Consider the following 14,632-nt stretch of genomic DNA (forward strand, 5'->3'; position numbering starts at 1 on the left):
GTCGTCCCCCGTCACCGATACCCCGTCCCGTAAAGCTCCGTCAGACGTTCATGCACAGGTTGAACGTCGACGGGACCCCACAAGTGCCCTGCTATTGGTCTACCCATGACGCTGGTGAGCGCGACCAGCCCCACCAGGGCCGCGAGGACGCCGGCCCCCCAGGCCAGTTTCACCGCGGCCGCGCCGCCCGGCGCCAGCGAAGCAAGCGTGCGCCGCATCTGCCGGCCGGGGCCCTGAACTCCGGGCCCGGCGCAGACGATCAGCAAGCCTACGGCGACGCCCCAGCCCCACGCGGCGGATTCGGGCATCGACCGCGCCAGCAAGGTGAGCAGCACCATCACGAACGCCCCCGGCACCGCGGCGAGCGGCACGAGCAGTGCGGTGATGCCGATCGACTTGATCAGCGAGGCCGGCTCGGCCAGCACCCGGACCACGTCCGCGGCGGCGGCGCCCGCGGGCCGGCGGCTGCTCAGGCGCGGCTGCGCGAGGTCGGCGGCCCTCAGCAGGATGACCGCGGGCAGGGCGATCAGGCACACCCGCAGCGGCGCGATCACCGCAAGGCCCGTCATGGCGATCAGCAGCATCGTGCTCGCCACGCCGTAGGCCTTGGATCGCTGCAGCAGCGCGCCGCCCGTCGATGGAGCCACCCGGGCGGACGGCATCGTGCCCGCCGTGCCCGGCACGCCCGCGTGCGGGGTCCCCATGGCGGGTGACGCCACGTGCGGGGCCGCCCTGAACGGGGGAACCCCGTGGGGTGGCGCGCCGTGAGGGGGCACTTCGTGCGGGGGGACCCGGACGGCCGGCGGGAACGACGCCGGGTGCTGCTGCTGGACCCGGGGCGCCCGCTCGTACGCCTCCGCCGGCTTGGAGCCGGGAGCCTGCTCGTAGAAGGCCTGGCTGGGCTTGGCCGCCTCGCGGAGCTCCTCGGAGGTGACCCTCCTCGTGGGGATGTCCCCCTCGGCCGGAAGCCCGCCCGAGGGGCTGGGACGGCCGGTCGGGCCGGACGGGAGGCCGGCCTTGCGCAGGTCCTCCCCCGTCACCCGGACGGTGGGGAACGGGTCGCCCTGCTGGGCGGCGGGGCCATCGTCGAGAAGCGACACGAACTCCCCGACGGGCGCGGCCGCGGCCGCCGGTGGAGTGACGACCGGAGGCACTCCCGGCGAGGACGACGGGGGCTGCGCGGGCGACGGCGGTGACCACCGCGGCCTTGACGGAACGGAGTGAGCAGAGGGAGTAGGGGCGGTCGCGTGCCCGGGCCGCCCGGAAGGACCGGATACACCTGACGGCCGGCCCTCATCGACCTCCGCCACGGTGGAGATCTCGTCGGGAGGGGTGAACCCGGTGCGGCGCGGCGTCAGACGATCGATCCACTGAAGCAGTTCGGCCGCCGCCGGCCGCTTCGCGGGGTCCCGGTGGAAGGCGGCCCGCAACACGGGCCGGAGCAGTTCGGGCGCGGCCTCCACGTTCGCCTTGCCGGAGGTGATGTTGAAGAAGATCATCTCCAGCGTGCCCTTGCCGAACGGCGGCTGGCCGGTCGCGGCGTACAGCAGCGTGCCGGCCCAGGCGTGGACGTCGACCTCGGACCCGCCCTCCTGGCCTTCGATGATCTCGGGCGCCAGGTAGCCGGGGGTGCCGATGAACATCCCGGTCTGCGTGAGCCGGGTGGCGTCGACGGCCTGGGCGATGCCGAAGTCGATCAGCACCGGCTCCTCGTCGAGCATGAGCACGTTGCCGGGCTTCAGGTCGCGATGGATCACTCCGGCGGCGTGCACGGCGACGAGGGCCTCCGCCACGCCGCGGGCCACCTTGAGCAGGACGTCGAGCGAGAAAGGGCCGTCCTGCTTGACCATCTCGTCGATGGCCCGGCCGGGGACGTAGCGGGTGACGATGTAGGGCCGCCGCCCGGTCACGTCGGCGTCGACGACCTCGGCGATGTGCGAGCCGCGCACCCTGCGCATGGTCTCGACCTCGCGCGACAGCCTTCTGCGCGCGACGTCGTCCCCTGCCACCTCTGGGCGCAGGACCTTGACGGCCACCTGCCTGCCGCGGGCGTCGAGGGCGAGGTGAACCACACCCATGCCGCCTTCTCCGAGCCGCTTCAGCAGCCGGTATGGGCCCAGTCGGTCGTCCTGATTCATGGCCTAAGCACCATACCGACTAAAACACCGTCCATGAGTGAACCATCGCGCCACATTCCTAGTAAGCACAACGCCACAGAATGGTAAGTGGTTTCCCACTAATCGTCACAGAGTGAGCGCGATGACCTCCGCAGCGGTCGCCTCGACCAGCGCTTCTCCGGAAAGCCCCAGCTTGGACCGCCGAACGCCGCTCCCGATCACCACGAATGAGCGACGAGTCACATTTTCATCAACGAGGACGGGCCAGTCGGCGGGCAATCCGATGGGCGTGATGCCCCCGTACTCCATCCCGGTGATCGCCACGGCGTCCGCCTGCGGGGCGAACGACGCCTTGCGGGCGTCCAGGTGCCGGCGGACGACTCCGTTCACGTCGGCGCGCTGGGTCGCCAGCACCATGACGGCGGCGTACCGCGTCTCGCCGCCCCGCTTGGCCGCCACGATCACGCAGTTGGCCGAGTCCTCCAGGGCGACGCCGTAGCGCTCGCAGAACGCGGCCGTGTCCGCCAGTTCCGGATCGATCTCCGCCACGCTGAGCGCCGGGCCCGGCGACTTCGCCTCCGAGATCGCCTTGGCCACCGGGTCCGCGACCAGGTCGAGCCTGTCCACGGCAGGAGTCCATTCGAGCGGCATCTCAGCCCTCCTTCAACACGCGCTGGTGCAGGTCCGTGACCACCTTACGGGCGGACCCGAGGGCTCCCGCCTGCCAGGCGATGAGGTGGGTGAGCCAGTCCCCGGCGAAGTAGACCCGGCCCGCGGGCTCCTGCAGCAGCTTGAACTCGGGGCCGTAGGAGGGCCATCCCACCCAGGCGCCCTCGATGTGCGGCTGCCTGCGCCATGCGATGGAGACGCTGCTCAGCATCTCGGTCCGGTACTTGTCCCCGTGGATGCGCACGCCGTTCTCGATCGCCCGGCGGTGCCGATCCGCGTGCTTCATCGCCGCGTAGGAGTCCGCTTCGGCATTGAGGTTGTAGTAGCCCACCACCAGACCGCGAGCACCGTGGAACCCGTACGACGGGTACCAGATGTGCGAGATGTCGAGGTCGGTCTCGGTGATGCCCCCGTAGATGCGGTCGTCGGTCTCCCACCATCTCCGGCGGTACTCGAATGCGATCTTGCCGGCGGACAACGGCGTGGGTGTCCGCAGCGCGCCGAGCACCTGGGCATCGAGATTGCCCGGAATGCGGGCGAGGACGTGCGGCGGCAGAGCCGCGACGCAGTAGTCCGCCGTGATCGATCCGCCACTGTGGACGACGTCGACGCCCTCCGGCGTGTTCGAGATCTTCGTGACCTGGGTCGAGGTCTTGATCCGGTCGTGTCCGACGGCGTCGGCGAGCTTGCGCACGATGGCGTCCATCCCGCCCACGGGCTGGAACATCGGCATGGACTGCTCGTAGCCGAAGGGGAAGGCCACCGTGCGGCCGAGACCGTAACGGAGCACCTCGGAGAGGGACGGCACCGGGCCGAGGGGCGTTCCGGCGTCGATTCCGGGATCTTTCTGGTAACCCCGGCGGTCGGAGGCGTAGTAGACGTGCTCGTCGTTGAGCGCCCCGAACTCCGAGAGGAAGTCGAGGAGCACCTCCCTGTCCGCCCGGGTCACCGTCCTGTCGAGCGCACCCCTGTCGGTGGCCTTCGCCAGAAGCTCGCTGACGTACCCGTAGGTGTCGGCCCGTGCCGTGCGGGCCCGGACGGGGGCCTTCATCCCGTGGTTGTAGAGGTAGGCGTTGGGGTTGTCGTTGACGAACACCTCGACGGGAACGCCCAGTTCGCGGCAGTAGTCGAGGGTGACCATCCACTGGGCGATGCGCCCGGGACCCGCGTTGAAGTAGACGCCGTCGCCGAACCGGGCCTCCTGGGTCTCGCCGTTGAGCTCAGACACCCGGTCGCCGCCCCTGATGGTGAAACTGCGCCCGCCCACCCGGTCGCGCGCCTCCAGCACCGTGCAGTCGTAGCCGGCCTTACCGAGTTCGTAGGCCGTCGCCAGGCCCGCCACGCCGCCGCCGAGAATCACGACCTTGGCGGCCGCCCTCCCCTTCAACGCGAAGTCGGAGCGCTGCGGGGGGGCGTAGTCGTCTTCCTGTCGGTCGGGGGCGAGGCCGAGAGCGCCCATGGCCGCGTACATGGCCCCCGCCCCGCCGGCGACGCCGAGCCCCACCAGCAGGGCCCGCCGTGAGATCCCGTCACCCTTGGGCATGCTCATGCGCGCACTCCGGAGTACCCCGCTTGACCTGGCATTTCATCGGACGCGATCATGCATTTCGCACATCCCGTCCCACCCGCCACATCGGCAAGCGTGATCATGCAAACCTTCCAGATTCGACCGGCCTCAACGCGTTACGTGATCATGCACCGCGGTCAGCCGTACACCCCGCTGCCGCATGCGATCCGGCCAGCGATGGTGGCGAAGATACCGAAGAGGGACATGATGTCCCAATAATCGTCTGTGGTGAACTCGGTGTGCCTCGGCCCGACCAACCGGGTCCCGGGGATGATCGCGCAGCCCGCCGCGATGTCGGTGGAGTTCCACTCCACACCCAGCGTGTACGGCGGGCTCACCACGTAGGGGTGGAAGGCGGACAGCCGGCCGAGCGCGCGGGCGGTGGCCGCGCGGATGCGGGCCTGGGCGACGCTCGGCGGCAGCAGTTCGGCGGAGAACCTGTCGATCCCCTTCTTCACGGCGACCGTCTCGACGTCACCGAGCAGGTCCCGAGCCTCCTCGCACGCCGCCTCGTCGCCGGTGACGACGACCACGGGCACGCCGAGGGAACCCGCGAGGCCGGCGACCAGGCGTATCTCCCCGCAGATCTCTCCGTTCAGGTAGACGTCGTGGATCTCCTTGCCCATCCACGTGTGGTTGAGCACCCCATGCTGGACACCGGCCCGGGCGTGATATCCGGCGAAGCAGGCCGCGGCGAAGTCGCCTGACAGGCCCTGCCCCATCCGGTGCGGCTTGCCCGGTCCCCTGATCAGCGAGGCCCGCGGGTCGATCAGATCGATCTTGAGGTTCTTGGTCGACCCGTGCGCGTCGTTGATCAGCACCGTGTCCGCGCCGGCGTCGAAGGCCCCCTCGACGACGGCGTTCGCGTCGCCGGTCATCAACTCGCACCCGCGCTCGTAGCCTCGGCCTCCGGCGTGCATCTCCTCGGGATCGGTCAGGCCGGAGACACCCTCCATGTCCACCGACACATAGATCTTCATCCCGCCCCCCAGGTCTCCACCCGCCGCGCCTCGTCCTCCGTCATCAGACCGACGTTGTCCACCATGAAGGCGTCCACCTGCTTGCGCCACTGCTCGGGGATCTCCTCGATCGCCGGCGCGTAACAGTGCTCCAGCCAGCGCGTTGACTCCTTCGACGCCTGGAGGTATTCGGCGGCCTTGGCGAAAAGCGTGTTCTCGATGCCGGGCACGTGCGCGATGCCGTACTCGATCATCTCCTGCCCACCGTACGGAGGCGGGTTCTGCCACTTGCGACCGACCTTGTCGGTCGCGGTGATCGTGGTGTTGAGCGGGCGCCGTTCCACGGCGGCCTGGATCAACTCCTTGTACAGGCACTTGCCGCAGACCCCGCACGCACCGCTGTGAGGCCCGAGGAGGCACCAGCGGACCTGGTCGCGAAGCTCGGAACCCAGGGCGATCCGCATGGTCATGGCCTCGCTGATACCCCCGACGGGCAGCACGATCGGCAAACCCGCCGCCTCGAACAACGTGCCCCACTGCCCACTCGCCGACCACATGGGATTGTCCGGCGTGAATCGATGGACGTAGCGATCGCCGCCGAGCCAGCGCGAGCCGATCTCGTAGCCCATCGCGATGCCGCCCAGGTCCATCTCGTCCGCGAGCAGGAGCGCTCCGGCGGCCACGGCGTGGTGCTCGGTGAATCCCGGCCACGGAAACTTGAGCAGGAATTCCAGGTCGGACTCGACGATCGTGACGTCGCGCCCCGTCTCCCGGGCGAGCCGTGCCGTCACATCGGAGCGGTAGTCGGCCCACCGGTTCGGCACCCGGGGGTGGCTGATCCGCCGGAAATGGATGAAGGGCGCATCGGGGAAGATCGCCGCCACCGCCATCGAGTCGGCGCCGCCGCTGTAGGAGATCGCCAGCTGCGTCCCCGACCGTTGGTCCGCACCCACCGGGCCCGCTTCGACACCCCACCCGTCATGCAGCGCCGCGGCGAGCGCAGGCGAGATCGGCCGATCGAAGGTCACCCTCCGCCTGGTCCACGGAGCGGTCACCGTCCACGCGACCACCGCCAGCAAGTCAGGGTGGACGTCCGGCCCGCGCCCTTCAGAGGGTGGGAGCCGCACCTGACAGGTGTTCGTGCGCAGCTCCAGACGCTGACCGTCCGTGCACGTCCCCGTGAGCTCGTCCTCGGGGTCGAGCAGGAACGTGAGCCGCCAGACGTCCTCGTCAAAAGTCCACTTCACACGCATGCGGGCCTACCTCACAGGTTCCGCGTCGGGCATTCGGGAAGCCAGGGTGTCTATGGCCTGCCAGATGCGCACCTCGCTCTGCAGCACATGGTCGATGGCGCCGGCCCCCTCGGTCGCCAGCCGACGGGCCTGCGCCGCGCCATCGGAAACGCTCTTCACCTTCTGAAGCGATTCCTTCGTCGCATCCCTCAGCCGCACGACCTCATCGCGCAGCGCCGCGACCTCGTGGCGGAGCAGCTCGATCTCCCGCAGGGCATGCTCCGCATCCAGCTTGCGATCGTCCTTGGCCTCCTGGTGGAGCCGCCGGTACTCCTCCCGGAGGCTCCGCACGTCCTGCCGGTGGTCGGCCTTGGTGATATACCTCGCGTCCAGCCGAGACCGGAATGCCCGGCGCAGTCGGGCCGGAACCAGAACGCGTGCAACGAACCGCATCATGGGTCGCAACGATAGACCTGACGAACCGCGCGCTCACACTTATGGAACGAATCAGGCAGACAGCAATTATCGGCCAGTGAAGGTGGGTCTCCGCTTCTCAGAGAAAGCGGTCATCCCCTCCTTGGCGTCCTCCGTGGCGAACAGCCCGGAGAACTGGAGCCGCTCGATCTCCAGACCGGTGTCGAGGTCGGTCTCCAGCCCATGGTCGACCGCCAGTTTGGCCGCCCTGACAGCCGCGACAGGTCCCTCCGCGAAGGTCGCGGCCAACTCCAGGGCCGCGGTGTAGACCTCGCCGTCCGGCACCACCCGGTCCACCAGGCCGAGGGACAGGGCCTCCGCCGCGCCCACGTGCCGTCCGGTGAAGATCAGATCCTTGGCCCTCGAAGGACCGATCAACCGCGGCAGGCGCTGGGTGCCTCCCGCGCCCGGGATGATGCCCAGGGTGATCTCCGGCTGGCCGAGTTTGGCGCTCTCCCCCGCCACGCGGAAGTCGGCGCACAGGGCGAGCTCGCAACCGCCGCCCAGGGCGTACCCGGTGATGGCGGCGATGACGGGCTTGCCGATCCGGGCCACCGCGGTGAAGCAGTCCTGGAGGACCTTGGAGTGAACGGCCATGTCCGCGTAGGACATGACGGCCATCTCCTTGATGTCCGCACCTGCCGCGAACACCCGCTCACCGCCATAGAGGATCACGGCGTGCACGCCGGGGTCGGCGTCGACGAGCCGGGCAGACTCGGCGATCTCCTCCTGAACCTGCCGGTTCAGGGCGTTCATCTTCGGCCGGTCGAGCCGGATGGTCGCGATCCGGTCCACGATCTCCACGCTGACGAACTCACCCATGACACCCTCGTCCTTCCGCCCGCCCGGTCCTGTAACAGACGCCGAGACCGTAACACCATAGATCAGCGGGCCAGCGGGAGCAGGTGCTGGGGCTCGCACGCCTGGGCACGCGAGATGGCTCTGCGGTAGATGCGCTCGTATCCCCGTGCCATCATCGCGACGTCGAAACGCCTCACGGCGTGGGCGCGGACGGCGGCGAAGTCCAGCCCGGCCGCCTCCTCGATCGCCGCGGGCAGTTCCTGCAGGGAGTCCCGTACGAATCCGGTGACGCCGTCGACCACGATCTCGGGGACCGACCCCCGTCTCAACGCCACCACGGGCGTGCCGCAGGCCATGGCCTCGATCATGATCATGCCGAACGGCTCCTCCCACTGGAGGGGGAAGATCAGGCAGTGGGCCTTGGACAACAACTCCCGCTTGAGCTCCGCACCGACCTCCCCCAGGTATTCGACGTCGGGACCGAGAAGCGGCTCGACGTGGGTGTCGAAATAAGCCTGCTCCGCACGCTCGGTCCGTTTGCCGGCCAGCAGGATGCGGCGGCCGGCCGCCCGCGCGGCCTCGATCGCGAGGTGGGCTCCCTTGTCGGGGTTGAACCGTCCCAGCCACAGGACCCAGTCGTCCTTGCGGTCGCGGTAAGGGAACGTGCTCACGTCGACCGCGTTGTGGACCCGGCCGATCCAGTTGAGGTCGGACGCCAGGGCCCGCTGCGCCCACGAGATGGCCACAAGCGAGACCGTCGTCGCCAGCGAGCGATAGAACCGCCCGAACTCACCGGTGACCTCGCCATGACAAGTGACGATCGTCGGCACTCCTCTGCCCCGGGCGCCCAGAGGACCGGCCAGCGAATGATCGTGGATCACGTCGGCCTCGATGTCGTCGAGGAACCGTGCGGCCTGGGCCGCGTGGACCATCTCCGGGATCGCCTCTCCTATGCGCTCCGACGGCGGCTCCTCATAGGTGCGCAGATCGACGCCTTCACCCGCGCCGATCAGCGTCACCCGATGGCCTCGCAGCGTCAGGCCCCGCGCCAGGTCTGCCGTCATCGACTCGATGCCGCCATAGCCTCTCGGCGGGATGTCGTACCAGGGGGGTGCCACCATCGCGATGTGGAGCCCGCCCCCGTCGCCGCCCTCTCCACCCGCCGGCTTCGCCGCGTCGATCTTGGCAGTATCGATCTTGGCAGGATCGATTTTGGCCGCGCCGGTGTGGGCCCTGTCCACCTTTGCTGAGTCGACCGTGGCTGAGTCGACCTTGGCCGTGTCCACCTTGGCCGTGTCCACCTTGGCCGGGTCGATTGCCGCCGGATCGATTGGGCCCGGGTCCATCAAGCGCATCTGGTCCATCTGGCCCATCTGGTCTATCGGGTCCATTGGGTCCATTGGGTCTATCGCGTCCATCGGGCCTCCAGAATCCGCCCCCGCAGAACGGGTCACCCTCTAAATCAGACCTTTTGCCCCTTTCGTCACACTTTGTTCCCGCCTTGCAGCCAAGCCAGGCCCCGGACATGGTCGAAGGAGAGGGGGATCCGAACGATCACGGTCGCCCCCAGGACAGCGTCACCTCACTCGTCGGCCCTGGCGTCCGCTCTGACCGGGCCGGTGCCCGCAAAGCCGCTATACCCGCCCACTCCCCACTACGCCCACTCCGCGCTAGGCCCGTGATCAAGGCGCGTTCGGACCACGCGCGCCCGCCGCTGTGTTGTTCATGGCGTCGGCGGGTGCGGCTCGTGCGGGTAATGGTCTGCGGGAGGTGTGCCGAGGTCCCGTCCGGCTGAACGCCCAGCGGTCCTTACCTTCGGGACGGCGCTCGTAGCGGTGGGGACGGCGATAGCGATCACGGTTGTGGAACTGGCAGGCCGGACCCAGCATCCGCAGGTCCGTCATGCCGCCGTCGGTCCAGTTGTCCGCGTGGTCGATCTGGCACACGGTGGCCGGAAGCGGGCAGCCGTCGACCCAGCAAGTGGCATAACGGGCGAAGACAGCTCGGCGCTGAGCCCAATTGGCCAGGCGCGCCGTACGACCCATATCCAGAACCTGACCGTCGGCATCCATCACCAGCCGCACCAGCGTTGAGGTCCGCGCAAGCCGAGCCACATCATCCGGCGACAACAACTGCCCCGTGGCCAGCAGCAATCCCGGCATCGCCCACCCCAGACCGGACAGGCCCGATTGCCGCTCCCCGGAGGCGGCCCTTGGTCCAGGTTCACGCCCAGGTCCAGGTCCACGTTCAGGGCAACGTTCACCTGGCGGCGCATCCCCATGGCTGTGTCCGTTTACGCGACCGTCCTGTTGGTAGCCGGCAGGACCACCAGCGGGATCGGAGGCGGGATCAGGTGGGTGGTCTTTGGGGAGGGATTCCACATTGACCAGGACGAGCAGCTCAGTGGTGATCTTTTTCTCGAGGAGAGCCATGAGAGCGTCGGCATTGCGAACCCGCAGAGGCCGATCATCATCATCATCGGTCTTCGGTTTGGCATAGGCGTCCAGCCAGGTCCGGAGCCGGGCCGCCGCCTCTCGGGGAAGGCGGAACTCCCCTGCTATTCCGCCCGAACCGGTCGGACGGACCTGTAGATACCGGCCCGCATAGTCGGCGTCCCTCTCCTTGTCCGCCTGCCCCGGGTCCAGCATTTCCCGCAGATATCGGCCCGCCTTGGCCACCTCGGCCGGGGTCGCCCGGTCCGCCAATGAGACGAGGATCGATTCGGCGATCTCCGCCTGCTCATCGGAGAGACCGCTCGTCGCGGCGCAGATCGCACTGACCTGCCCCTCCGACAGACTGCCCTCGGCGAACCGAACTCGGACCACACGCAGACGAGCCAATTCCGTCGCGAGCTTGACCAGGTGGGACGCTGATCCCGCACTCGTTCCGCAGGCTCCCTGAAGCCAGGTCCGAGTGCCGGCATGCCCGTGTGCTTTGGCCTCACCCGCACGATGCACCCGGCCCACCCGGGTGGAGATCGCCGAAATCAATCGGTCTCGGGCGAAAAGCAACTCCTGCGTTTGCTCCAGACAGGTCGATGGCGAGTCGGGCAGTTCGGCCAGCGCTAACGCGGAAAGCACCTCGACAGCTCTGACCACAAGATCATCCGACCCTTCAGACCCGGCAGCCGAAGACCGCGCCTCGGACGAGGGGTGCGGGCCAGAGGCGGACGAGCGTGGGGCGGACGAACTCGAGGTGGACGAGCGTGAGGCGGAGCGGGGCCGGCGCAGGAAAGACCGCATCGGGAGCATCCGGTGCATCCGGTGCAGACGCAGGCGCAGGCGGCTCCGAATCAGTCGAGTCGCAGCCGGGAGAGCCCCGAAAGGACGAGTCGGCGGCAGTCGAATCCGGCCACGGATCAGTCACAGGCGGGGAACTCAATGCCGAACTACCGTCGGACGACCACGACCTCGCCCGGGCCGTCACCTCGGCCCACCACTCTGAACCGCACGGCATTTCCCCTGCACCGAATGAAGATGAGGGGTGCCGCCCTCGTGTTCCGGCCACGCCAACCCCTCTCCATCAAATCGAAAATCTAACCTAATAATCTCACGGAGAGTAGTCATTCCGCTACGATTTTCGAACAGAATTTCTATCTGCTGGCCGGCGGCTTGTTCGGGTAGGTCGGTGGGATTCGGCGCACTCGCTACCGTCGACGGACGGCTGTACGCACACGACGACGTGCAGCCCCATGACGTTCAGATCAATGGAGCGGACTCCGGCCGAGAATTATGGACCGAGTCTAGAGCGGTCGCGATTGACGCCTCGGGGGCCACGGCCGACAACCGCTCGTCGGATACAAGCGGGACCGCGCATGATCACAAACGCTGCTACGGCCAGCCGACACGTACCCATCGAGGCCGCACGGCAACAGCCGCAGACGCGGCTGTACTGCATCGACCTCGATGTGCGGGTACTGCGTGCGGTCGAAGGCAGTGAGGCGGGAGGTCGTGCATGATCACGCTGTTGAGGGGGCAGCGCGAAGCGGCTCATCCGTCACAAACTCACCCCCGTACCGGGTGTGGCGATCTCGCACAACGTCGAGACCGCCACAACCGGCGACGCACCGCCACCCCGCTACCCGCCACCGGCCAGGCGCCGATCGGCGTCACCCGGCGGCCGCTGACCAACGTGCGGTCAGGATCTGGGCTCCTCTAACGGAGGGTTCCGTTGGTCATCCCCGCCGGTTCCTCCGGTGCGGCGACGAGACCGAGCTCCGCGGGCGACGCCATGAGCGGATGGAAGGGCACGACGCGGACGGTGTAGCCGAAGGCCCCCGTGCGGTCCAGCGGCAGGTCTCCGGTGTAGTACGCCCTGCCGTCGTCGTCGACCGAATCGGCCTTGAGGGTCACGTAGGTGGGCGAGATCAACTCGTCGTGCGGTCCGACACGGCCGTAGGCCGCCTGCACCTGGACGTCGTCGGCGGACAACTCACCCAGCGCGATGGTCGCCCGCAACTCCAGTCGCGCCCCGAGCTCGGGAGCGTCCCCGATCCCCGCGGCCTCGACGTGCTCCACCCGGATCCCGGGCCACGCCTGGGTGAGCCTCAGTTTCCACGCGGCGAACTGACGGGCGTTCTCGTATCCGTCCGCCACGAGCGCGCGGGCGGAGCTGGCGGCCGGCGTGTACAGACCGACCACGTAGTCGTGCAACATCCGGCCAGCGAGCACCTTGGGCCCGAGCGAGCTGAGCGTGTGCTTGACCATCTCCAGCCACCGCCGGGGCAGGCCGTCGGCGGCGCGGTCGTAGAAACGGTCGGCGACCTCACGCTCGATGAGGTCGTACAGAGCCGTCGCCTCCAGCTCGTCGCGCCGCTCGGGGTCGGTGACGCCGTCGGCGCTGGGGATGGCCCATCCGTTGTTGCCGTCGAACCACTCGTCCCACCATCCGTCGCGGATGGAGAGGTTGAGGCCGCCGTTGAGCGCGGCCTTCATGCCGGACGTGCCGCAGGCCTCCAGCGGCCGCAGCGGGTTGTTCATCCAGACGTCGGAGCCGGTGACCATGAGCCGGCCGAGGGTCATGTCGTAATCGGGCAGGAAGACGATCCGGTGCCGCACGTCCTCCTGGTCGGCGAACCGGACCATCTGCTGGATGAACTTCTTGCCGCCCTCGTCGGCGGGGTGGGCCTTGCCCGCGATCACGATCTGGACCGGCTTGTCGGGGTCGAGGAGCAGGCTCTTCAGCCTCTCCGGGTCCGACAACATCAGTGTGAGCCGCTTGTAGGACGGCACGCGGCGGGCGAACCCGATCGTCAGCGCGTCGGGATCGAGCGCCTCGTCGACCCAGCCCAGCTCCGCCTCGGCGGCGCCCCGCTGACGCCAGGACTGCTTGATGCGCTTGCGCGCCTCGGTCACCAGGTGGGCCCTGAGCCTGCCCCGGATGGACCAGATATCGGCGTCGGAGAGCTTCCGCACGGCATCCCAGCCCTGCGACATGTCGATCAGGGAGGGCAGCTCGTCGCCCGCGAGCTCCATGACCTCGCGGCCGACCCAGGTCGGGGCGTGGACGCCGTTGGTGATCGAGCCGATCGGCACCTCCTCGACGTCGAAGCCCGGCCACAGGCCCTTGAACATCTCCCGGCTGACCTCGCCGTGGAGCTCGGAGACGCCGTTGACCCGCTGGGCGAGCCGCATGCCCATGACGGCCATGTTGAAGACGGCCGGGTCGGAGTCGGGGCCCTCGGGCTCGGCGCCGAGCTGGAGGATGCGGTCGACGCTCACCGTCGGCCAGGCGTTGGACCCGCCGAACTGCCTGGCGATCATCTCGGTCGGGAACCGGTCGATCCCGGCGGGGACCGGCGTGTGCGTGGTGAACACGGTGCCGGCCCTGACGGCCTCGAGGGCCTCGTCGAAGGACAGGCGCGCCTCGGTGAGCTCACGGATCCGCTCGAGGCCGAGGAATCCCGCGTGGCCCTCGTTGGTGTGGAACACCTCGGGCTCCGGGTGCCCGCTGATCCGGCAGTACGCCCGCAGAGCGCGGACGCCGCCCACGCCGAGCAGCAACTCCTGCATGAGCCGGTGGTCGCCGCCACCGCCGTAGAGACGGTCGGTCACGTCCCTCGCCGCGGCGTCGTTGTCGGAGATGTCGGAGTCCAGCAGCAGCAGCGGGACCCTGCCGACCTGGGCCACCCAGATCTGGGCGTGCAGCGTGCGCGAGCCCGGCAGACCGATCCCGACCCGGGCCGGTGTGCCGTCGGCCTCCTTGAGCAGGGTGAGCGGCAGGCCACCGGGGTCGAGCGACGGGTAGTGCTCCTGCTGCCACCCCTCGGGCGAGAGCGACTGGGAGAAGTAGCCGTGGCGGTACAGCAGGCCGACGCCGAGGATCGGCACGCCGAGGTCGCTCGCCGCCTTCAGGTGGTCGCCCGCCAGGATGCCCAGACCGCCCGAGTACTGCGGGAGGGCGGAGGCGATGCCGTACTCGGGGGAGAAGTAGCCGATGGCGGCGGGGCCGCCTTCCTGCGACTGATACCACCGGGGAGCGGTCATGTACTCACGGAGGTCGTCGGCCGCGTCGGCCAGCCGGCGGAGAAAGCGCCGGTCCTGGGCGAGCTCGCGCAGCCGGTCGGCCTCCACGGCGCCGAGAAGGGCGACGGGGTCGTGGTCCACTCGCTCCCAGACCTCGGGGTCCACCTCGGCGAACAGGTCCATGGTCTCCGGGTGCCAGGACCAGCGGAGATTCCGGACCAGCTCGCCCAGCGGCTCGAGCTGCGAGGGAAGGACGGTGCGGACGGTGAACCTGCGGATAGCTCTCACGGGGCCAGACCCTAGTTACTCAGCGCCACGACGCGCGACCGAAACACTCTGTCCGATACGG

Annotated in this window: 10 protein-coding genes; all 10 read right to left on the reverse strand. The window is 68.9% G+C overall.

Features of this window, described 5'->3' with window-relative positions:
• Positions 1-11: 11 nt before the first annotated feature.
• Positions 12-2,138: a serine/threonine-protein kinase gene (locus Pmi06nite_RS25590; protein WP_203955653.1), complete on the reverse strand. Its 2,127-nt coding sequence runs from the start codon at positions 2,136-2,138 to the stop codon at positions 12-14.
• Positions 2,139-2,243: 105 nt separating this feature from the next.
• Entirely contained in the window at positions 2,244-2,768 is a 525-nt protein-coding gene (locus tag Pmi06nite_RS25595; RefSeq protein ID WP_203955654.1) for a YbaK/EbsC family protein, read from the reverse strand.
• Between the two features lies 1 nt (position 2,769).
• A complete protein-coding gene (locus Pmi06nite_RS25600; RefSeq protein ID WP_239114200.1) occupies positions 2,770-4,335 on the reverse strand; it encodes a flavin monoamine oxidase family protein in 1,566 nt (521 codons plus the stop codon).
• Between the two features lie 155 nt (positions 4,336-4,490).
• Positions 4,491-5,333: a M55 family metallopeptidase gene (locus Pmi06nite_RS25605; RefSeq protein ID WP_203955655.1), complete on the reverse strand. Its 843-nt coding sequence runs from the start codon at positions 5,331-5,333 to the stop codon at positions 4,491-4,493.
• The gene (locus tag Pmi06nite_RS25610; RefSeq protein WP_203955656.1) at positions 5,330-6,565 is read right to left on the reverse strand and encodes a DUF6395 domain-containing protein; all 1,236 of its coding nucleotides are present in this window, start codon (positions 6,563-6,565) and stop codon (positions 5,330-5,332) included. Before Pmi06nite_RS25610 ends, Pmi06nite_RS25605 begins: the two co-directional genes overlap by 4 nt.
• A 6-nt stretch (positions 6,566-6,571) precedes the next feature.
• On the reverse strand, positions 6,572-7,000 hold the full coding sequence (locus Pmi06nite_RS25615) for a hypothetical protein (protein WP_239114201.1): 429 nt from the start codon (positions 6,998-7,000) through the stop codon (positions 6,572-6,574).
• A 66-nt stretch (positions 7,001-7,066) separates the two neighbouring features.
• Complete coding sequence (locus Pmi06nite_RS25620; protein ID WP_203955657.1) at positions 7,067-7,840, reverse strand: enoyl-CoA hydratase/isomerase family protein; 774 nt, start codon at positions 7,838-7,840, stop codon at positions 7,067-7,069.
• Positions 7,841-7,902: 62 nt separating this feature from the next.
• A complete protein-coding gene (locus Pmi06nite_RS25625) occupies positions 7,903-9,210 on the reverse strand; it encodes a glycosyltransferase family 4 protein (RefSeq protein ID WP_239114202.1) in 1,308 nt (435 codons plus the stop codon).
• A 291-nt stretch (positions 9,211-9,501) separates the two neighbouring features.
• Positions 9,502-10,917: an HNH endonuclease signature motif containing protein gene (locus Pmi06nite_RS25630; protein ID WP_203955658.1), complete on the reverse strand. Its 1,416-nt coding sequence runs from the start codon at positions 10,915-10,917 to the stop codon at positions 9,502-9,504.
• A 1,056-nt stretch (positions 10,918-11,973) separates the two neighbouring features.
• Positions 11,974-14,571, reverse strand: coding sequence for an alpha-glucan family phosphorylase (gene glgP / locus Pmi06nite_RS25635; protein WP_203955659.1), 2,598 nt, complete (start codon positions 14,569-14,571; stop codon positions 11,974-11,976).
• Positions 14,572-14,632: the final 61 nt, after the last annotated feature.

Origin of the sequence: Planotetraspora mira (assembly GCF_016863275.1) — a bacterium.
Taxonomy (GTDB): Bacteria; Actinomycetota; Actinomycetes; order Streptosporangiales; family Streptosporangiaceae; genus Planotetraspora; species Planotetraspora mira.

Bases quoted from the DNA above. Each gene is read 5' to 3' on its own strand.
- Pmi06nite_RS25590 (WP_203955653.1), bottom strand. From the start codon at position 2,138: ATGAATCAGGACGACCGACTGGGCCCATACCGGCTGCTGAAGCGGCTC.
- Pmi06nite_RS25595 (WP_203955654.1), bottom strand. From the start codon at position 2,768: ATGCCGCTCGAATGGACTCCTGCCGTGGACAGGCTCGACCTGGTCGCG.
- Pmi06nite_RS25600 (WP_239114200.1), bottom strand. From the start codon at position 4,335: ATGAGCATGCCCAAGGGTGACGGGATCTCACGGCGGGCCCTGCTGGTG.
- Pmi06nite_RS25605 (WP_203955655.1), bottom strand. From the start codon at position 5,333: ATGAAGATCTATGTGTCGGTGGACATGGAGGGTGTCTCCGGCCTGACC.
- Pmi06nite_RS25610 (WP_203955656.1), bottom strand. From the start codon at position 6,565: ATGCGTGTGAAGTGGACTTTTGACGAGGACGTCTGGCGGCTCACGTTC.
- Pmi06nite_RS25615 (WP_239114201.1), bottom strand. From the start codon at position 7,000: ATGATGCGGTTCGTTGCACGCGTTCTGGTTCCGGCCCGACTGCGCCGG.
- Pmi06nite_RS25620 (WP_203955657.1), bottom strand. From the start codon at position 7,840: ATGGGTGAGTTCGTCAGCGTGGAGATCGTGGACCGGATCGCGACCATC.
- Pmi06nite_RS25625 (WP_239114202.1), bottom strand. From the start codon at position 9,210: ATGGACCCGATAGACCAGATGGGCCAGATGGACCAGATGCGCTTGATG.